Source organism: Vibrio sp. Isolate33 (genome assembly GCF_022397895.1).
Lineage (GTDB): Bacteria > Pseudomonadota > Gammaproteobacteria > Enterobacterales > Vibrionaceae > Vibrio > Vibrio pomeroyi.
Genome location: NZ_JAKEUP010000007.1, coordinates 14,116 through 32,711 on the forward strand (window position 1 = coordinate 14,116; position 18,596 = coordinate 32,711).

18 protein-coding genes are annotated in these 18,596 nt (G+C 46.5%); 13 read left to right on the forward strand and 5 right to left on the reverse strand.

Features of this window, described 5'->3' with window-relative positions:
• Positions 1-15: 15 nt before the first annotated feature.
• Positions 16-774 carry a transporter substrate-binding domain-containing protein gene (locus L1D37_RS12195; protein ID WP_123283671.1) on the reverse strand — a complete coding sequence of 253 codons (759 nt, stop codon included), beginning with the start codon at positions 772-774 and terminating at the stop codon, positions 16-18.
• Between the two features lie 88 nt (positions 775-862).
• Here L1D37_RS12195 and L1D37_RS12200 point away from each other — a divergent pair, with 88 nt between their 5' ends.
• The 3 genes from L1D37_RS12200 (at position 863) to L1D37_RS24030 (ending at position 4,372) form a co-directional block, all read left to right on the forward strand.
• On the forward strand, positions 863-3,271 hold the full coding sequence (locus L1D37_RS12200; protein ID WP_239848046.1) for a response regulator: 2,409 nt from the start codon (positions 863-865) through the stop codon (positions 3,269-3,271).
• Between the two features lie 310 nt (positions 3,272-3,581).
• Positions 3,582-4,211, forward strand: coding sequence for a hypothetical protein (locus L1D37_RS12205; protein ID WP_239848047.1), 630 nt, complete (start codon positions 3,582-3,584; stop codon positions 4,209-4,211).
• Between the two features lie 38 nt (positions 4,212-4,249).
• On the forward strand, positions 4,250-4,372 hold the full coding sequence (locus L1D37_RS24030) for a hypothetical protein (protein ID WP_275665507.1): 123 nt from the start codon (positions 4,250-4,252) through the stop codon (positions 4,370-4,372).
• A 91-nt stretch (positions 4,373-4,463) separates the two neighbouring features.
• Here the strand turns inward: L1D37_RS24030 and L1D37_RS12210 are convergent, their stop codons facing one another.
• Positions 4,464-5,216, reverse strand: a complete 753-nt coding sequence (locus tag L1D37_RS12210) for an SDR family NAD(P)-dependent oxidoreductase (protein WP_239848048.1) — start codon at positions 5,214-5,216, stop codon at positions 4,464-4,466.
• A 12-nt stretch (positions 5,217-5,228) separates the two neighbouring features.
• Positions 5,229-5,924: a sulfite exporter TauE/SafE family protein gene (locus L1D37_RS12215; protein WP_239848155.1), complete on the reverse strand. Its 696-nt coding sequence runs from the start codon at positions 5,922-5,924 to the stop codon at positions 5,229-5,231.
• Between the two features lie 378 nt (positions 5,925-6,302).
• Between L1D37_RS12215 and L1D37_RS12220 the strand changes: the two genes are divergently transcribed.
• Positions 6,303-7,619: an aspartate aminotransferase family protein gene (locus tag L1D37_RS12220; RefSeq protein ID WP_239848049.1), complete on the forward strand. Its 1,317-nt coding sequence runs from the start codon at positions 6,303-6,305 to the stop codon at positions 7,617-7,619.
• A 206-nt stretch (positions 7,620-7,825) separates the two neighbouring features.
• On the opposite strand, the gene L1D37_RS12225 is transcribed toward L1D37_RS12220, so the two are convergent.
• Positions 7,826-9,340, reverse strand: coding sequence for a PLP-dependent aminotransferase family protein (locus L1D37_RS12225; RefSeq protein ID WP_239848050.1), 1,515 nt, complete (start codon positions 9,338-9,340; stop codon positions 7,826-7,828).
• Positions 9,341-9,580: 240 nt separating this feature from the next.
• On the opposite strand from L1D37_RS12225, the gene L1D37_RS12230 reads away from it, so the two are divergent.
• The 4 genes from L1D37_RS12230 to L1D37_RS12245 all read left to right on the forward strand — a co-directional run bounded on the left by L1D37_RS12230 (position 9,581) and on the right by L1D37_RS12245 (position 12,843).
• Positions 9,581-10,447, forward strand: a complete 867-nt coding sequence (locus L1D37_RS12230; protein WP_239848051.1) for a transporter substrate-binding domain-containing protein — start codon at positions 9,581-9,583, stop codon at positions 10,445-10,447.
• 131 nt (positions 10,448-10,578) lie between these two features.
• Positions 10,579-11,220, forward strand: coding sequence for an amino acid ABC transporter permease (locus L1D37_RS12235; RefSeq protein ID WP_176679065.1), 642 nt, complete (start codon positions 10,579-10,581; stop codon positions 11,218-11,220).
• Positions 11,221-11,330: 110 nt separating this feature from the next.
• Positions 11,331-11,996 (forward strand): ABC transporter permease subunit, encoded by a 666-nt coding sequence (locus L1D37_RS12240; protein ID WP_017630969.1) that lies wholly within the window; start codon positions 11,331-11,333, stop codon positions 11,994-11,996.
• On the forward strand, positions 11,989-12,843 hold the full coding sequence (locus tag L1D37_RS12245; RefSeq protein ID WP_275665508.1) for an amino acid ABC transporter ATP-binding protein: 855 nt from the start codon (positions 11,989-11,991) through the stop codon (positions 12,841-12,843). Before L1D37_RS12240 ends, L1D37_RS12245 begins: the two co-directional genes overlap by 8 nt.
• Positions 12,844-12,951: 108 nt before the next feature.
• Here the strand turns inward: L1D37_RS12245 and L1D37_RS12250 are convergent, their stop codons facing one another.
• Positions 12,952-13,680 (reverse strand): UTRA domain-containing protein, encoded by a 729-nt coding sequence (locus tag L1D37_RS12250; RefSeq protein WP_239848052.1) that lies wholly within the window; start codon positions 13,678-13,680, stop codon positions 12,952-12,954.
• Positions 13,681-13,891: 211 nt separating this feature from the next.
• On the opposite strand from L1D37_RS12250, the gene L1D37_RS12255 reads away from it, so the two are divergent.
• From L1D37_RS12255 to L1D37_RS12275, 5 genes are all read left to right on the forward strand, one after another.
• A complete protein-coding gene (locus tag L1D37_RS12255) occupies positions 13,892-14,974 on the forward strand; it encodes an ABC transporter substrate-binding protein (protein ID WP_239848053.1) in 1,083 nt (360 codons plus the stop codon).
• A gap of 61 nt (positions 14,975-15,035) precedes the next feature.
• Complete coding sequence (locus L1D37_RS12260; protein WP_239848054.1) at positions 15,036-15,902, forward strand: alkaline phosphatase family protein; 867 nt, start codon at positions 15,036-15,038, stop codon at positions 15,900-15,902.
• The gene (locus L1D37_RS12265) at positions 15,899-16,792 is read left to right on the forward strand and encodes an ABC transporter permease subunit (protein ID WP_099165983.1); all 894 of its coding nucleotides are present in this window, start codon (positions 15,899-15,901) and stop codon (positions 16,790-16,792) included. Before L1D37_RS12260 ends, L1D37_RS12265 begins: the two co-directional genes overlap by 4 nt.
• Positions 16,792-17,577, forward strand: coding sequence for an ABC transporter permease (locus tag L1D37_RS12270; protein ID WP_239848055.1), 786 nt, complete (start codon positions 16,792-16,794; stop codon positions 17,575-17,577). The genes L1D37_RS12265 and L1D37_RS12270 overlap by 1 nt, the downstream gene beginning before the upstream one ends.
• Positions 17,577-18,596, forward strand: coding sequence for an ABC transporter ATP-binding protein (locus L1D37_RS12275; protein WP_239848056.1), 1,020 nt, complete (start codon positions 17,577-17,579; stop codon positions 18,594-18,596). The genes L1D37_RS12270 and L1D37_RS12275 overlap by 1 nt, the downstream gene beginning before the upstream one ends.

Here is an 18,596-nt window from a genome sequence, read left to right on the forward strand (position 1 = left end):
TAAGTGATGCCGTTGCTATAAGTAACTCTGTACGATGTCGTTGAGCTGCCCATCGTCTTTCATCTGGTCTAGACGTTGGTTAATGAAGGTTTGAAGTTTAGGGTCCATCTCAGGGTCGAACGCCAAATGGATAGGGTAGTTATTAATGACTGAACCGAACTCTTGCATCTGGTAGTCATCAATACTCAGCTTCTGCTCGTTTAGGTTGTATTTGATTCGTGACTCCATTTCCACAAACACAGTATCGCCAGGTGCTCGGTTCAGGACACGAAACGCAGCGGTGTAATCTTTAACTCGAATCTCGTTGAGCTTGCCTTGTTGGATGTATGGTTCTAGGTTCGGATATTCAAATCCCACCAGCAATACCACTGCTTTCCCGTCTAGGTCGTCGATTGTATTGAACTCAAACGGCTTTTTACCGCTACTGAGTAACACGTGTTTTACATTGTAAATCGGATCTTCAGACAGGTTAACAGATTGGATATTTCCCCAACTTGGGCTGCCGTAGGTTACCCAGTTTGGGTTCTCTCTAGCATCGAGCTTGTCGATCATTCGGTTAAAAGGGTAGGTGTGGTAGTTGATCTCATATTGGCTGTCATCGAATACCGCTTCAACAATATCCGATACCATTCCTCTGTGAGATGACCCGTCAGTTTCGATCTGAAAAGGTTGCGCTTGGCTCGCAATAATGTAGTAGTGAAGAGGTTCGCTTGCAAAAGCATAACTGCTTGAAAACAAACTGACTATGGATGCAACGATAAGATGTTTTTTCATAACCTTCCCTAGTTATTTGATGAATGACTACTATTATACTAGTTGAGTAATTGTAGTTTGCTAGGATAACAATAATGGTAATTTGTGTATGGTGAAAAAAGGAAAACGCTATATTGGACTCTCCCGACAGTTGATCGGGGTAATCATCGCAATCAGTACCTTATTCACAGTCATAGTGACAGGTCTGGGATTATATGTGGAGTACCAAAATCGAGTTTCTTTTATCAGTTCTCAGATCGAACAGGTTAAAGCTGGCTACCTCTCTGGTTTAACAGCGAGCTTATGGGTGGAAGACCGAACCCAACTGTTTGTGCAAGCTGAAGGCATCTCTCGTTTACCCTCTGTTAGTTATCTTCTAATAGAAAGCCCCGATGAAAAAATTCTAGAACTAGGCCGACCAACCACTGGCCAGTCTTACTCTCAGTCTTGGGAGATGGTGCACCAGATGGGCGGCAAAGACTTCCCATTAGCGACGCTCACGGTGCAATCTGATTTAAGTATGATCCTCAATGACTTCGAAGAACGGGTTCTGTTATTACTCGCCTTCGAAGCGGTCAAAGTTTTCTTACTTTCTCTGGTGTGTCTAACAATAGTGTATCGTCTTGTCGTGAAACGCTTGATGGCCATGTCCTCTCAGATCAATCAACAACAGGTTGAAGACAACAAACCGCGCTTCTTAACGCCAACCGATTCGACTTACAAAGATGAGATCTCGACACTAGAGAGCAGTTACAACCAGTCGATTGAACGCATTCGTCAACAGTACCAAGAACTGGAAAAAGCCAAAGATATCGCCGAGGTGGCTAACCGTAACAAGAGTGAATTCCTGGCGAACATGAGCCACGAGATCCGTACCCCAATGAATGGGATTATTGGGCTGTCATCTCTGCTCTCTGAAATGGACATGCCGAAAGAGCAAAAAGAGTATGTGAATATGCTCAACACCTCCTCACTCACGCTGCTCGACCTGATTAACGACATCCTCGATTACTCGAAGATTGAAGCGGGTCGCTTAGAGCTTCAGCAAGAACCAATGAAAATGATGGGCATCGCAGCCGATGTTGAATCGACGTTCCGAGTTAAAGCTGAACAGAAAGGGCTTAGATTCCAACTCGCGATTGATCCTAAGATCCCAACCATGGTGATTGGCGATGGAACTCAGCTCAGACAGGTACTGAACAACTTGGTCGGCAACGCCATCAAATTCACTGAGCATGGCCATGTCACGCTGTCGCTTCATTTAGAGCAAGTGATTGAACCGGAGCAAAAGCTAAGGGTTCGATTTGAAGTGACAGACAGCGGTATCGGCATTGCAGAAGACAAACAGCAATCGGTATTCGATAAGTTCCAACAAGCCGATGGCAGTACCACACGTATTTATGGCGGCACAGGACTTGGTCTAACGATATGCGATAAGATCGTGACCTTGATGGGTAGCAAGCTTGAACTGACCAGTGTCGAAGGTAAGGGCAGTACATTCTATTTCGTTGCCGACTTTGATCCGTGTTTAGAAGTGGACGAGAGCAACATCGACTTTAATAAGGTCTCGGTATTGCTGGTGGATGATAGCCAGTTGAACATGCGTATAACGTCCACACAGCTTCAATCCTTCGGCGTTAAGTCAGAGTGCTGCGAAACGGCAAACCAAGCGCTAGAGTTGGTTTCAGAGTCTGTGGCTAAGTCGTCACCCTACGACTTGGTGTTGATTGATAAAGTGATGCCGTCGGTTGATGGCTTCCAACTAGCGAGAAGTTTAGTCGAGCGCTTTGGTAGCGAGTGTCCTAAGTTAGTGATGATCTCCGCCGACCCAAGAAAACAAGATGAAGTTCGCGCGAAACAAGTCGGCTTTGTCGCTTACATCGCTCGCCCTTATCAGGACAACCAACTTAAGTGGACCATCAGTGAGGTACTTGCGAGAGCCGCTGATACTTCAACCTTCACCTACCCAAATCGAGGCGAGGTGGCGTTTAAAGACAATGAACCGGCACCCGTCACCAACCCCGCTACTGTTGCTAAGCCAGCACAACCAGAGAAAACGGCTTTAAAAGAAGAATCAAAACCTGCGGCGGTCACGGCTTCTTTTAGTGGCAAAGTCTTAGTTGTGGAAGATTCGAGAGTGAATCAACAAGTCGCCAAGATGATGCTTAAGAAGCTGGGCTTTGAGGTTGATATCGCAGACAACGGGGAAATCGGCGTCGAGAAGTTTAAAGCTAATGACTACGTGATGATATTTATGGACTGTCAGATGCCTGTTCTTGATGGCTTTGAAGCAACTAAGCAGATCCGAGTGCTGGAAGAGGGCTCTTCACAACATATTCCTATCGTCGCACTCACAGCCAACGTTGTGCAGAGAGACAAGCATCTTTGTTTTGATGTGGGTATGGATGAGTTTTTACCTAAGCCTGTTAATCAAGGGAAGCTACGAGAGATCGTTGAGAGTTTTTTAGCGAAAGAAACCGATTCAACGAACGAAGAGAGTGAGCAAAAAATTGTCTAGCTTGATGTGAGTTATATTCCCGCCTTTATTAAGACCTAAAGCATCACCGTGCTTTGGGTCTTTTTTATGTGTTGTTAGAAGACATTGGCACCCGTCAGTTAAAAAAACAGTTAAGAACCGTGAACATTGATCGCTAGCTCACTTTATTGAACCCATGCTCAAGCTTCATTTCTTTGTCATACAGTTTTCCTTTGGCTTTGCTAATGTAAAGTGATGATCCATCAAGGATTCACCCACATCCCATCCATCATTTGTTGTACCTCTGCTATTTGCTTTTATTGAAACCTAATCAATTGAAAGGGCTATAAACATGAGTAAAGTAATCGCAACTCTCTCTGAGTTAGACAAAGCAACGCAACTATTCGACGACTTCTTAGCGGGCATGCCGGAAATCTCAATCAATACCGCTCACACAGACGCACCAAGCAGCATGAACATCAATGACAGTGAAGAAGTGCAGGCTTATCTCAAATACTCATTCTCACAATTTCTCGACTCAATCTCTCAGCCAGACACCCACCATGAACCTGAATTGAAGCCTCATACCCAAGTGTTGCTCACATTGGATGAAAGTGGTTACCCAGTTACTGCAGTGAGTGATGGTGACGGTGAATTAGAAATTCTGATTTGGGACAACGATTACGATGGCATTGTTGATCATGTCTTGCCGAAACCAGATGGCAGTTGCGGTATTTTGACTAACCAATACACAACCAAAGATTTGGAGGCAATTGAGTGGGCGAGCGCCATTATGGACGTGAACCTAAATAGCTTTGAGTTTGAGCGTACGACTATCTCTCTACTCTCTGAAAATGAAATAAAAATCGAACAAATAGGCGCGGTACCTAAGACCGAGATCATCCATGCATCGTCTGAGAACGCAATTAATATGCTTCATGCAATTGAGCAAGAGTTTAGGTACATCCATGGTCACGCCTAAGTGGCATCTACGATGGGTTTCCGCCTCAGAATGAAACTATGAAACTCATGGGAATGGATAGCAGTACTGGCGTGCCAGTTGCAGATACGGCCAAAGCGTATCGCTATGCCATCTCAAGTGATGAATCAGGGCAAGCCTTTGACGTGGTCGATTACATTTAAGTGAAAAGCTGAGGAAGCGATAAAGGTGGTCTACTTGGGTAGACCACCTTTCTGTTTGTGTATGTTTGATCTTCGTTCTGTCTGCTTAAGTTTAATCCCTGTCGATTGCAAACGGAGACCACGCTTGTCGAGTCGGCATCACCTCGACTCGGTTAATGTTGATGTGCTCTGGCAAGGTCGCAATATGAAACATCTGTTCGGCGATATCCTCTGCTGACAGTGGCGTCGTACCTTGGTAAAGATTGTCTGAAGCCATCTGATTACCTTTGGTTCGAACTAGCGTGAATTCCGTTTCTGCAATGCCAGGAGACAAGTCAGTCACACGCACTCCTGTGCCTTGTAGGTCACAGCGTAGGTTGTAACTAAACTGCTTTACGAATGCTTTGCTCGCGCCATACACATGGCTACCTGGATAAGGCCACTGTCCTGCAATAGAGCCAACATTGATGATAGAGCTCCCTGAGCCTTTTTTAATTAACGTCGGCAGCAGTGCATGCGTGACATTGACCAACCCAGTGACATTAGTGTCGATCATGGTGTGCCAATCTTTTAAGTCCACATCAGGCGCGCCTTCTGGCGCTAAGGCTAGGCCTGCGTTATTAACCAATGCGGTAATCGATGAAAATTCAGCGGGTAGTGAATCAATGGCTTGTTTTACGGCGTCTGCGTCTCGAACGTCGAGTTGAATCACATGCACAGGCACCGTTAATTCTTCCTTTAGGTCGAGTAACCTTTCGATACGACGACCAGACAACACTAATGACCAGTTATCTTCTGCAAAACGCTTTGCTGCCGCTTTGCCGAAGCCAGAGGTCGCCCCTGTAATGAACGCTATCTTATCCATAAGTAAATCCTTCTAATTTGAAATTAACATAAGTAGTGCCATGCCGATCAAAATCGGCGCGGTCGTTGTTTTTGCTGACAAGTTCGGTACTGATAGATACAGCTTTTGCCCGAGTAGATTGCCAATCAAAGCTGCCGGTAAGAGCCATAAACCTGTGATGAATGACGCTTGATTAAATGCGTCAATCCACATGAAGCCGATCAGCGAGATCGCGGAACTCAGTAGAAAAAACACAATTGCAGTGGCTCTCTGTTCACTGGTTTCAATGGTCAGGCTTATCAAATACGTCACCAACGGAGGCCCTCCCGAAGAAGCGGTAGTCATGCTGAATCCGGAAATTGCCCCAGCCCAAAATGCGTGTCGCTGGTGTAGCCATGTGAGGCGAAAATCACAAATGATTAATGAGCCAGCGACTAAAGACATCATCGCGATAAAGGCCTTTAAGCCTGATTCAGATATCGTGCTAATGAAGTACAGCGAGAAGGGCACCGCAACCAACATGCCGATACACAACGGCGCAATAAGCCGTATGTTGACGGCGGACTTACTTCGTTTGAGCAGAGGAAAAGTACTTAAAAAATCCAATAGGATCGCAATGGTCACGGCTTGCAGCGGTGGAACAATAAAGCTGAGGGATAGCGCTGCGATAATCGCAAATCCAAACCCTGAATAGCCTCGTACTACCCCTGCAAACAAAATCAATGTCATCGCCAAGCCCATTTCCACTCTTACTTACCTCTTTGTTGTTGCGTGCTTGTCTACTGTTGTAGCTGCTGTTCTTCATTCGCATTTGATGAGATTTGTCTCGTCTGCCTTTCAATCTATTCACTCCTAAGAATTTTGAATAGAGCCAGTTCGACGATTGGATTGGGTCAGGTTGTCGGTTGGAAGGAATGTGGGGTCGGGCCAATTTCACTGGCCCACGGTTTTGTTGAAACTGACACTATGCGGTTCGCCCTGTTTGGGATGAAGATTATTCCATCCGATAGCGCAGCCTTTTCAGTTTGGTGTTTCGCGTCTTCCGTTGTTGAAGGCGTGCTGGACACAAGGGGCTGTGAATCTAGTGTTGTTAATGGAGACGATGAAATGGAAGTATCAACAGAACAGTTAGTGAACCAAGATATTATCGACCTCGACAAGAGCGTATTTCATTCTTGGTCAGTTCAGGAGGCGGCAGAACCTATCGCCATTGCGGGTGGACAAGGCTGCAAAATGTGGGACTACGAAGGTAAGGAATACCTCGATTTTAGTAGCCAGCTCGTCAACACCAATATTGGCCATCAGCACCCACAGGTGATCAAAGCCATTAAAGATCAAGCGGATTCCTTGGTGACTGTTGCACCTGCGACTGCCAACCTCACTCGTGGTTTGGCGGCGAAACGCATTTTGTCGAAAGCGCCAACCACATTTAAGAAGGTGTTCTTTACCAACGCAGGGGCAGATGCCAACGAAAATGCGATTCGCATGGCGAGACAATTTACAGGGCGCGATAAGGTGCTATCGGCTTACCGTTCTTATCATGGCAATACCGGAACAGCGATAGCGGCGACGGGCGATTTTCGTCGTATTCCAAACGAGTATAGCCGTGGGCACGTTCACTTCTTCAATCCATTTCTCTATCGAAGCGAGTTCAATGCGGCGACTGAGGCAGAAGAGAGTGAGCGTGCCCTGCAGCATTTAGAGCGAGTGATAGAGTGCGAAGGGCCAACGGCGATTGCGGCGATTATCTTAGAAACCATTCCGGGAACAGCAGGCTTTCTCATTCCGCCCAAAGACTACCTTGTTGGTGTGCGTGAGCTTGCAACCAAGTACGGCATTCAATTGATCTTTGATGAAGTCATGGTGGGTTTTGGCCGAACGGGTAAGTGGTTTGCGTTTGAGCATTTCAATGTTGTACCGGATCTGATTACTTTCGCGAAAGGGGTTAACTCGGGTTACGTTCCTGCTGGTGGCGTGGTAGTCAGTGAACCAATCGTTGAGTACTTTAAGTCGAACTTCTTTATGGGTGGCTTGACGTATTCTGGTCACCCTTTGGCGATGGCTTCTATTGTTGCAACGCTCGATGTGATGGAGCAAGAGGGTATTGTCACACATGCCGATAATGTCGGTAACAGCGTTCTAGGACCACTTCTACTCAGTCTTCAAGAGTTGCACCCAATGATTGGTGATGTGCGCGGGAAAGGGATGTTTTGGGCGGTAGAGCTGGTGGAGGATCGTGAAAGCAAGACTCCATTGAGCAATGAAAAAATGGGTCAATTGAAAGCGGAACTAACCAAACGAGGCTTGTTGACCTTCATTGTGAATAACCGTATTCACGTCGCGCCACCTCTGGTTATTCAACCGAGTGAAATTAAGAAAGGTGTGAAGATCATTGATGAAGTTTTGCTTGAGCTCGCTTCTTGATTCTTAAATAAGATAGCTAACACAGAAACACAGGCATTTTGGTAAAGGATTCCCCGTCCTTTTCAAAGTGCTTATTTTTAGTGAGTGCTTAGCTTTTGAGTGTCTAGTTTTTAATTGATTAGGTATAGACGAAAAAGAGCATCGATTGATGCTCTTTTTTTACGTTATTGCCTTGAATAACAACGTCCATATAACGCTTTGTGATGCTAGCTCTTCATTACCTCTGACAGCTCTTTGATGCCGGGTGCGATCAAGTCTTTATCGATCGCGTGAAAACCTAATCTGAAATAAGAATTGGGATCAAATTCAGATGAAGTGTCATTGCTCAACTTGGTTTCGGGATCGGTCATGAAGTGAGAATACCCTGTCTCAATCAAAATCCCTTTTTGTGCGGCTCGTGACGCTAAGCGTTGACTATTGATGTGACTCGGTGTTTGTAGCCACAAAGAATTGGCTTGCTCACTCTGAGCCAGTCGCTTGCAGTCTGGTAAGTACTTTAAGACTGCATCATTGATCAGCTTCCAGCGTTGGCGCGTGTTTTCTCTAAAACGCCTCACGAAGCTGTCGTAGTAGCCTTGTTCAATAAAGTGAGCCACTTCCATTTGAACGCGGCTTGGTGCATGTCGATACATCAACCTACGCAGTATTCTAAGGTCGTAGATTAGCTCTTCAGGTGCCACGATGTAGCCTAACCTTAAGCCGGGTGCCAGTAGTTTAGAGAAGCTGCTGACGTAGATGACACGCCCTTCTTTATCACTGGCTTTCAGCGCAGGTTTAGGGTTCCACTCCACGTTGCACTCGGCGTCATAGTCATCTTCGATAATCACTGCATCATTGGCTTTAGCCATCTCAAGTAACTGAGTTCGACGTTCGTCACTCATGGTCACGCCAGTAGGTGCTTGATGGCTGGGTGTGACATAGAAGTGGTCACACAGTGAAGAGTGTTCATTGAACCTTAGGCCTTGTTCATCTACTTGATGTGGGTGTAACTGTGCGCCAGAGAGATTAAAGATGTGGTTCGCTTCTTTGTAACCGGGGTTTTCGACACCGACTCGGCTCTGGTGATTCATCAACAAGGTAGAGAGTAGATAGAGCGCGTTCTGAGAGCCTAAGGTTATTAAGATCTCATCACTTTGAGCATGAATACCACGCTGTGGGAGCACTCTTGTGCGTATCTGTTCCACCAGCATATCGACGTCTTTATCGACCTTGTCGCAAAGCCAGCGGTGATCATGTGGGTCTGAGGTGACCTTTCTTGTCGCTTCTCGCCATTGAGCTAATGGGAAGTCATTGATAGAGGGTTGGCCAAAAATAAATGGGTATTGGTAACAACTCCAATGAGAGGGTTTGACGATGCGTGGGTATTGGCCCAATTGCAGCTTAACGCGTTTGCTCCAATCCGGTGCATTGTCGCTGTCGGTTGATTCAAAATGATCCAAACTCGCATCGATAGTGTCACTCGGATTTTGATACTTTTCTGAAAGGTAATAGCCACTGCGAGGCTTACTGATGAGGTAGCCATCGTCGAGTAAACTGTCGTACACCAAGGAGACAGTATTGCGTGAAACACCCAATTGGCTAGAGAGCTTACGACAAGACGGAAGCGCTTGTTCTGCCGGAAAAATACCATTCAATATCGCCGTCACCAAATAGCTACGTACTTGTTCTTGAAGGCTTCTTTTGGAATCAAACTCGATGAAACAATTGTGATTTATCGCCATGAGATACAGTCCTTATTCTCAGTGAACCTCGGTCCAATCTGTATAAAAGAGCAAGAAATGCGCCAGAGTTCATATTGATGTTCTAGGGACAGTTTTTTGCACACTCTTAAACCCGAAAGTTACTTTGTCCCAAACTAGAAAACCGCTCTGTCCCAATCTGAAAATTAAATTGGCTCTACGTCTTCGATGCATTCCGTTCATAAAGTAAAGGCAGGCAAATAATCTCGATAAGGAAAGCGTATGAAACAGGGAATGACGATGAAGGCATGGGTTTCAACAGCGGCAGCGACAGTTGTACTGGGCTGTTTTGGAGTCGCACAAGCATCGGAGCTTGCAGCCATCGAAAAGCAAGGCTTCATGAAAGTGGCGACAGAAGATAACTACTCTCCATTCAACTATATCGACCGCGGTAAGCCTGCGGGGATTAACAAAGATTTGCTTGATGAGTTACGTGAATATTCGAAGTTCGATATTGAGCAAGAGATCTTACCTTGGACTGGATTACTCGCTTCGGTATCTGCCGGTCAATATGATGTGGCGTTAACTGGCGCGATCATTACCGATGCTCGCTTGAAGGCCTTTGACTTCACACCACCGATTGCTTCAGCGCAGCATTATTTCTTAACCAGAGCTGATGCGGAAGACATTAATACGGTAGCGGATTTAGATGGTAAAACCGTGGGCTTACAAGCGGGCAGTGCTTTGCTAGAGCGACTTCCAGAGCTAGAAGTGATGCTCGAAGCACAAGGCAAGTATTTGGGCAAAGTCGTTCAGTATCAATCCTACCCAGAAGCGTATTCCGACTTGGCAATCGGCCGAATAGACTACGTGATCAACAGTGTCGTGTCCGTTAACGAGGTGGTGAAATCCAAGTCGAAGGTATTCAAAAAAGGCGAGGCAGTCTCTGGCCCGGGTTTCGTGAGCTGGCCTGTTCCTAAAGAGAACCCTGAGCTTTTGGCTTATTTAACGGAGTTTTTCCTGCACCTAGAGCAAACCGGAAAAATGGCGGAGTTGCAGAAGAAGTGGTTCGGTGAGTCGTTCGACCAACTGCCTTCAGAGGCCATCACTTCCGTTGAGCAGTATCACAAGCTAACAGCAGTCCAATAGATGGATAAGCATGCGCTGACACAAACAGTTAACGGCTGTTTGTGTCCATGCCAATGGGTTCAAAGCGGTTTAACTCATGAGTCATTTGCGCAAAACCTATCGAAAGAAGTCGCTTATCAAAGAGGTCGTTTATGGATTATTACGCTTGGGAACAGTTGCTACAGGGCGCGTGGGCTACGGCATGGATATCGGCCGTCTCGATTGTATTAGGTGTCGTCATCGGGCTAGTCATTGCCTTGATTCGAATGATGAAAATCCCGTTTGTGGATCAAATGTTGGGTATCTATGTCAGTTGGGCTCGAGCAACACCCTTGGTTACACTGGCTCTGTTTATCTTTCTTTCGTTCCCGTCATTTGGCATCAATTTAGACAAACACGTATCTGCCATTTTAGCGCTCACACTCAATACATCGGCATTCAATGCTGAAATTTGGCGCAATGCTTTTCTCAACTTTTCAAAAGGGCAAATGGAAGCGGCCGAAGCGATTGGTATGCGACGACTGACTTACTTCCGCCGAATCATGTTCCCACAGATGGTGATCATGAGCTTACCTGCGCTCGTCAATGAGATGTCGTTCTTAATCAAAGGCAGCCCAGCGATTGCAGTGATCGGTATCGTTGATTTGACCCGTGTCACCAATCGAATTGCAGCGGTTACCTATGAGCCACTCGGGCCAATTTTATGTGCTGGTGCCATCTACATGTTGATTATTGGCGTGTTGGTGAAGTTGCAAGCTGTGGCTGAAAACAGAGCCACATATCTTCAGCAATAAATGCATAGCTGTTATCAGCAGCCACAGTTTGGCCGTCATAACTACTTGGTCAGCAACACCATTTACCTGCTTATGAAGTGTCATTGAGTGGGTAAATTTAAGGAGTAAATATGGAAGAATGGAATATTATCTGGCAACAAAAAGAGCTGTTTGCTTCTGGTTTTGTGACCACGTTTTATCTTTTTGTTTCGTCTTCAATCTTGAGTTTCGTCATAGGTATTGGTTTGTTGTACTGTCTTGAAAATTCAAGATTTGGTGTGAAATACACCATCAACAGTTTGATAGGCATGATGCGCACCTTACCGTTTCTGATCTTAGCCTACCTGCTCTATTACGGTTTGCCTCAGGTTGGCATTCGATTAGATGCAGTGACTGCGGGAATCATCGCACTCAGCCTCTATCATGGTACGTATTTCTGTGAGATTTTCCGCGGTGTACGCAAAGGGTTAGAGCCTGGTTACATCGAAGCGGCGCACGCTTACGGCTTTTCTAAGCTCAAAACCTTCACCCGAGTCATCACCCCCAACGTGTTATTTAAGTCGGTTCCTCTGATCACTAACCAACTTATCATCTGCTTAAAAGACACCGCGTTTCTTAGCATCATTACCGTCGCAGAAATTACCGCGGCAGCCAATAGTATTCAATCGACCTACTTCATCCCGTTGAATGCCTTCATCATTGCGATTGCGCTCTACTGGGCGGTGAGTATTGCACTTGAAACCATTACCAAACGAATTCAAACCAAAGTTGAACTTAGAGGGCTTAGCCATGCTTAAACAATCAGAGATTATTGAAACGGAAGCGCCGATTACCCCCTCTTCGGGAGTGAGTTTGGAAGTGATTGAGTGCGAGCCACTGTTGGAAGAGCGCGAGACGATCATCAACATTGAAAACTTGTCGAAACAGTTTGATGGCATCGAAGTGCTCCGAGACATCAACCTCACCATCAACAAAGGCGATGTGGTGAGTATTCTTGGTTCGTCGGGGTCGGGTAAATCGACATTATTGCGCTGCATGAATTGGTTAGAACAACCAGAACGCGGCACTATCTTCATGGGTGATGAGCGTATTGGTATCAACTCTGAAACGGGGAAGCCGCTCAAATACAAAGAGTTGGCGAAACTTCGAGAGCGTCTTGGAATGGTCTTCCAAAGCTTCAACTTATGGCCGCATCTCACCGTGTTGCAAAACGTGATGGAAGCGCTGGTACACGTAAAGAAAATAGCGAAGCCTGACGCTGAAGAGATGGCTCGTAAGCAACTCGACAAGGTGGGCATGTCACACAAGCTAGAGAGTTACCCAAGTATGTTATCGGGTGGACAAAAGCAACGTGTCGCGATTGCCAGAGCGCTCGCGATGGAACCGGATGTTTTACTGTTTGATGAGCCAACCTCGGCGCTTGACCCTGAATTGGTCGAAGAGGTATTACTGGTGATGAAGAAGCTATCGCAAGAGGGTTACACCATGGTGGTAGTGACTCATGAGATGGAGTTCGCGCGTCAGGTGTCGGATCAGGTGGTATTCCTTGAGAAGGGCATCTTGATTGAGAAATCTAATCCAGAGAAGTTCTTCACTAACCCAGACTCACCAAGGGTAAGGCAGTTCCTTAAACTTGATTCATGAACTAGATGATTTACATCACCTTAATGTTTCATCGCTAAACCCAAAACTCCGACTCAATCCGTCGGAGTTTTTATATGTGTGGGGTTCTTCTCTTAAGCAGGCACAGCATTACCCAATACTATCAATATGGATCACTACAGAATCGGGTCGCCAGTATTCCAGCTCACAGTCCATCAACTCGCCGTCCTGTTTGTAGTTCACTCGACAGATTTTAAGAACAGGTTGCCCCTCAGCTAAATTCAACGCCTTAGCGACATGTGCAGGGGCAGAAGTAGGAATCACATCAAAGCGCGAACGCTTGGTCTCGTAGCCGTATTTTTCTCGGTAGATACCTGTCAGTGACATGGTGAGGTTTTCCGACAATATTTTTTCAAACAAGGGCGCTTTCAAGACGTTTTCGACGAACAGTACCGCTCTGCCATCAATAAATCGCAATCGTTCAATCACGTGTATAGGCGTGATCTGTTCTATCTCTAGTGCTTTGGCGTAATCGCCTGCCGCCATCTCTGTGCGGGTGCTCAGCAGTCTGGTTTCTGCTATGCGATCTTGTTCGCGAATCATTTGATGAAAGTGAGAACGTGACAATGGGTTGTAGCGAATACGTTCGGGCGACACATACCAACCTCGGCGCTCTTCTCGGTATATCAGACCTTCGGTTTCTAACGACACCAACGCATCTTTGAGCGTGATTCGTGTGGTGGAAAACAGCTCACTAAGCTCTCTTTCGGATGGCAGTTTTTGCCCCTCGGTGAAGATGCCAGATTGAAGCTGTTCTCTGATGCTTGCCTTAATTCTGCCTAGCTGTGTCCCTGATTGCCCTGTTGCCAATGTTCTCATTACTGATCTAGTCCATAAGTTCGTGTGTTCAATAAGGTAAACCACGGAGTTAACAGGAATGTGACAGTAAACAACGACTTGCTGTCATATGAGTGAAATATAACTGCCATGTAAATGCATCTGAACTGTCAAATAAGTTGCGCGAAAGCGTCATATTCTGGCGATAGCATACAAAACGAACTTACTGACCTAGTCCAGAGGGATAGAGACAATGAAAACTTTGCTTAGCCGTTCAACTGTATCGCCAGCTAAACTGATTGGCGCAACGCTAATAACGGCAACACTTTCAATGCCAGCGATGGCGAAGGATGCTGATCTTGAATCACTGATTGAAGCCGCTCAAAAAGAGGGTGCGGTTTACAGTGTAGGCATGCCAGACAGTTGGGCAAACTGGAAAGGCACATGGGCTGATCTGAAAGCGAACTACGGATTGAAGCATCAGGATACAGACATGAGCTCGGCACAAGAGATCTCGAAATTTGAAGCAGAGAAAAGAAACGCAACCGCAGATATCGGTGACGTTGGTTTCGCCTTTGCACGTGTCGCAGTGCAGAAAGACGTAACGCAGCCATATAAGCCAACCACTTGGAATGACATTCCAGACTGGGCGAAAGACAAAGATGGTCACTGGGCTCTGGCTTACACAGGCACTATCTCGTTCATTTCAAACAATAACCTTGTTGAAGACGCACCAAAGTCTTGGAGTGACCTACTAGAAGGCGACTACAAAGTTACTGTTGGTGACGTAGGCGTAGCAGCGCAAGCAAACAACGCAATTCTAGCGGCTGCATTTGCTAACGGCGGTGACGAATCAAACCTAAAACCAGCGATTAAGTTCTTTGGCGAGTTAGCGAAGCAAGGCCGTCTGTCTTACACAGATCCAAGTATCGCGAACCTTGAAAAAGGCGAAGTAGAAGTGGCGATCATGTGGGACTTCAACGCATTGAACTACCGCGACAAGATCGACCGTGAGCGCTTTACAGTAAGCATTCCACAAGATGGTTCAGTGATCTCTGGTTACACCACCATCATCAACAAATACGCGAAAAACCCGAACGCGGCGAAGTTGGCTCGTGAATACATCTTCAGCGACCAAGGCCAAATCAACCTAGCAGAAGGTTACGCACGTCCAATCCGTAGCAGCGTTACGCTACCTCAATCAGTACAAGACAAACTGATCTCGAACGAGCAATACAGCAACGTTCACCCAGTATCTGACTTCTCAGCATGGGAAAAATCAGCACGTCGCCTGCCGCGCCAATGGCAAGAAAGCGTATTGATTCACCAGCAATAACCCCGCTTAACATGCCACCTGTAACGGGTGGCTTATAGAAACAAGCAATAGAGAATAGACCATGAGCAATAAGGTTATCCTTGTTGTTCTAGATGGACTGAATTATCAGGTAGCCCGTGATTGTATGGGCTACCTGAACGGTCTTCTAGAACTTAAAGATCTTCATGAAAAACAGGGCGATTTGCAAAATAAACAGAGCACGCAAAAAAACAAACTGCGCGCCACACTTTACCCAATGCAGTGTGAACTGCCGTCTATGTCACGCCCATTGTATGAGTGCATTTTAACCGGAGTTCGCCCTGTTGAAAGTGGTATCGTTAACAACCAAATCGTGCGTTTGTCGAATCACGAGTCGATCTTTAGCTTGGCGAAATCTCAGGGCAAAGTGACGGCTGCAGCTGCCTATCACTGGGTGAGTGAGTTATATAACCGAGCGCCGTTTGATGCAGTGCGCGACCGTTTCACCAACGATGAAACCATGAACATTCAACACGGCTGTTTCTACCATTGGGACCACTACCCAGATGAAGCCTTGTTCTTGGATGCAGAGCATCTGCGCGTCACTCATCAGCCTGACTTCTTGTTGATTCACCCAATGAACATTGACGATATTGGGCACAAGCATGGGTTGGATTCTCGCCAGTACCGCAACAGTGCACGTGGCGCGGATATCTACCTGTCGAACTATCTTGAGAAATGGGTAGACGATGGTTATCAGGTGATCATCACCAGTGACCACGGCATGAACAATGACTTGTCTCACGGTGGCATCCTACCTGAAGAGCGTGAAGTGCCATTCTTTGTGATTGGCGATAAGTTCACACACCAAGAATGTTCAGTGAAACAGACCGACATCTGCGGCAGCGTGTGTCAGTTGCTTAACCTTGAACACGATAAATCTTACACTCAGGAATTGTTGGCCCTATGAGCAGTTCTGTAATCACGCAGAGCGATGGCTCTGCGCTTAAACCTCAAACCAAATCTTGGTTCAAACGCTTCAAGCCCGCTTTGTGGCTTGCGCCTTTCGCATTGTTTTTCTACCTGTTCCAACTGGCACCTATGGTTTGGGTGCTGATCAACAGCTTCTTCTATGACGATGAGCTCTCTCTCGAAAACTATTCTGAAATATTCGATTCTGCCTTCATGATGCAGGCTTTTGGCAACAGTTTATGGTTATCGATTTGGTCGAGTATTGTTGGTTTAGCGATTGCGACTCTGCTGGTCTCTTCATTGCGCCGCGTTGATTCTAAAATCCGCGATGCGGTGATTGCCTTCACCAATATGAGCAGCAACTTCTCTGGTGTGCCTCTGTCGTTTGCTTTCATCATCATCTTGGGCACCAACGGCGCGATCACCTTATTGCTCAAGCAGTACGGTTTACTGGGGGATTTCGACCTGTATGGCAAGTGGGGCCTGCTGGCGATTTATATCTACTTCCAGATCCCATTAGCGGTGTTGTTGCTATATCCAGCGTTCGATGCTTTGAGTGACGACTGGCAAGCTGCCTCAGCACTGCTTGGCGCGAAAACCTGGCAATACTGGACCAAAATTGCGCTGCCTGTGCTATCTCCTGCCTTGTTTGGCACTTTCATCATCTTGATTGCCAATGCGATTGGCGCGTATGCGAGTGTGTATGCCTTGACCTCGGGCAACTACAACGTGATTACGATTCGAATCGCGAGCTTAGTATCGGGCGACTTGTTCCTAGAGCCAAACCTAGCTGCTGCAATTTCCGTAATTCTAATGGCGATGCTGGCCTTTATCACCGTGATTAACCAATGGCTGATCAGCAAAAGCTACGCAGGGAAGAGAAAGTAATGAACACCGTAAATACTCGCTTTCATAAAACCGTGGTCTATTCGATCGTTGGTATCATGATGATCCCGATCTTAGCGACCTTTATCTACTCGATCTCTTCTCGATGGGGTGCAACGATCCTGCCGGATGGTTTTACTCTAGATTGGTACATCAACCTGCTGACGGATCCTCGCTTCTTACACGCCTTTGGTCGTTCACTGTTTATCTGTGTGGCGGCACTGTCATTGAGTGTGGTGTTGGTCTTGCCTGCGATTTTCGTGGTGTTTTACTATTTCCCGAAACTCGACAAGGTGATGAATATCCTGATTTTATTGCCGTTCGCAGTACCGCCAGTAGTTTCGTCAGTCGGCTTACTTCAGTTGTATGCCGATAGCGAGATTTCTTTGATAGGTACACCGTGGATCTTGATTGGTACTTACTTCACCATCGCACTGCCATTCATGTATCGCGCGATTGCCAACAGCTTTGAAGCAATCAACCTGCATGACTTGATGGACGCTGCTCACCTGCTCGGTGCAAGCACCACCAAGGCGTTCTTGTTGATTATTCTGCCAAACCTTAAGAAAGGCTTAATGGCGTCGCTGTTCTTGTCGTTCTCGTTCCTATTGGGCGAGTTCGTGTTCGCCAACATCTTGGTGGGTACACGTTACGAGACGCTGCAAATCTACCTATACAACATGCGTCAAACCAGTGGTCACTTCACGTCAGCCCTTGTGATGACGTACTTCCTGTTTATTTTCTTACTGACTTGGTTGGCAAGTCGTTTCAGCCAGGGAACAAAATAATGAGCTATGTAAATGCAAAAAACCTCACCAAGCGCTTTGGTGACAACACGGTGTTTGAAGACATTGAATTCTCCATCGAGAAGGGTGAATTCATCACGCTGCTTGGCCCAAGTGGCTGCGGTAAATCAACCCTTCTGCGTAGCTTGGCGGGTTTGAATCCGGTCGATGGTGGTGAAATCTGGGTGAATGGTGAAGAGATCACTCATCAAGTACCGCAAGAGCGTGGCATCGGTATGGTGTTTCAATCTTATGCGTTGTTCCCAAACATGACGGTTGAAGGCAACATTGCGTTTGGTCTTAAGATGAAAAAGCTTGCTGCTGACGAGATTAAGCGCGAAGTCGCGAAGGTGATTGGGCTGGTGGACTTAATGGGCAAAGAGAAGTTCTACCCGCATCAGCTATCAGGCGGTCAGCGTCAGCGTGTGGCTTTGGCTAGAGCCTTGGTGGTCAAGCCGCGTATTCTGTTGTTGGATGAACCGCTTTCAGCGCTGGATGCGAAGATCCGTAAACATCTGCGCCAGCAGATCCGAGATATTCAAAAAGAGATGAACCTGACCACGATCTTCGTGACTCACGATCAAGAAGAAGCGATGATCATGTCTGACCGTATCTTCTTGATGAATAAAGGCGAGATCGTGCAAGCCGGCACACCTGAAGAGATCTACACTCAACCGGCTAATGAATTCGTGGCAGGGTTCATGGGGCACTACAACTTGGTACAAGCGAACAAGGCTAAGCAGCTGTTTAATATTGAAACCGAGTGGAAGGTGGCGATTCGACCTGAATCTATCTACGTTAAAGAGCAAGGCCGACAATATGGCGAGCATATCTCTGCGCCGAAAACCGGCACCATTCGCAATCACCAACTCCTGGGTAACGTGATTCGCTACCAAGTGGACGTTGATGAGTGTGAATTAACGGTCGACTTACTTAACCGTTCTTCTGAGCGACTGTTGGCAAACGGCAGCCAACTTGAACTCCTGTTTAACCTTAACGAAATTCAACCTGTGAGAGCCTAA

Bases quoted from the DNA above. Each gene is read 5' to 3' on its own strand.
- L1D37_RS12200 (WP_239848046.1), top strand. From the start codon at position 863: ATGGTGAAAAAAGGAAAACGCTATATTGGACTCTCCCGACAGTTGATC.
- L1D37_RS12215 (WP_239848155.1), bottom strand. From the start codon at position 5,924: ATGACATTGATTTTGTTTGCAGGGGTAGTACGAGGCTATTCAGGGTTT.
- L1D37_RS12195 (WP_123283671.1), bottom strand. From the start codon at position 774: ATGAAAAAACATCTTATCGTTGCATCCATAGTCAGTTTGTTTTCAAGC.
- L1D37_RS12255 (WP_239848053.1), top strand. From the start codon at position 13,892: ATGAAAACTTTGCTTAGCCGTTCAACTGTATCGCCAGCTAAACTGATT.
- L1D37_RS12245 (WP_275665508.1), top strand. From the start codon at position 11,989: ATGCTTAAACAATCAGAGATTATTGAAACGGAAGCGCCGATTACCCCC.
- L1D37_RS12225 (WP_239848050.1), bottom strand. From the start codon at position 9,340: ATGGCGATAAATCACAATTGTTTCATCGAGTTTGATTCCAAAAGAAGC.
- L1D37_RS12260 (WP_239848054.1), top strand. From the start codon at position 15,036: ATGAGCAATAAGGTTATCCTTGTTGTTCTAGATGGACTGAATTATCAG.
- L1D37_RS24030 (WP_275665507.1), top strand. From the start codon at position 4,250: ATGAAACTCATGGGAATGGATAGCAGTACTGGCGTGCCAGTTGCAGAT.
- L1D37_RS12230 (WP_239848051.1), top strand. From the start codon at position 9,581: ATGAAACAGGGAATGACGATGAAGGCATGGGTTTCAACAGCGGCAGCG.
- L1D37_RS12275 (WP_239848056.1), top strand. From the start codon at position 17,577: ATGAGCTATGTAAATGCAAAAAACCTCACCAAGCGCTTTGGTGACAAC.
- L1D37_RS12265 (WP_099165983.1), top strand. From the start codon at position 15,899: ATGAGCAGTTCTGTAATCACGCAGAGCGATGGCTCTGCGCTTAAACCT.
- L1D37_RS12270 (WP_239848055.1), top strand. From the start codon at position 16,792: ATGAACACCGTAAATACTCGCTTTCATAAAACCGTGGTCTATTCGATC.
- L1D37_RS12250 (WP_239848052.1), bottom strand. From the start codon at position 13,680: ATGAGAACATTGGCAACAGGGCAATCAGGGACACAGCTAGGCAGAATT.
- L1D37_RS12240 (WP_017630969.1), top strand. From the start codon at position 11,331: ATGGAAGAATGGAATATTATCTGGCAACAAAAAGAGCTGTTTGCTTCT.
- L1D37_RS12210 (WP_239848048.1), bottom strand. From the start codon at position 5,216: ATGGATAAGATAGCGTTCATTACAGGGGCGACCTCTGGCTTCGGCAAA.
- L1D37_RS12205 (WP_239848047.1), top strand. From the start codon at position 3,582: ATGAGTAAAGTAATCGCAACTCTCTCTGAGTTAGACAAAGCAACGCAA.
- L1D37_RS12220 (WP_239848049.1), top strand. From the start codon at position 6,303: ATGGAAGTATCAACAGAACAGTTAGTGAACCAAGATATTATCGACCTC.
- L1D37_RS12235 (WP_176679065.1), top strand. From the start codon at position 10,579: ATGGATTATTACGCTTGGGAACAGTTGCTACAGGGCGCGTGGGCTACG.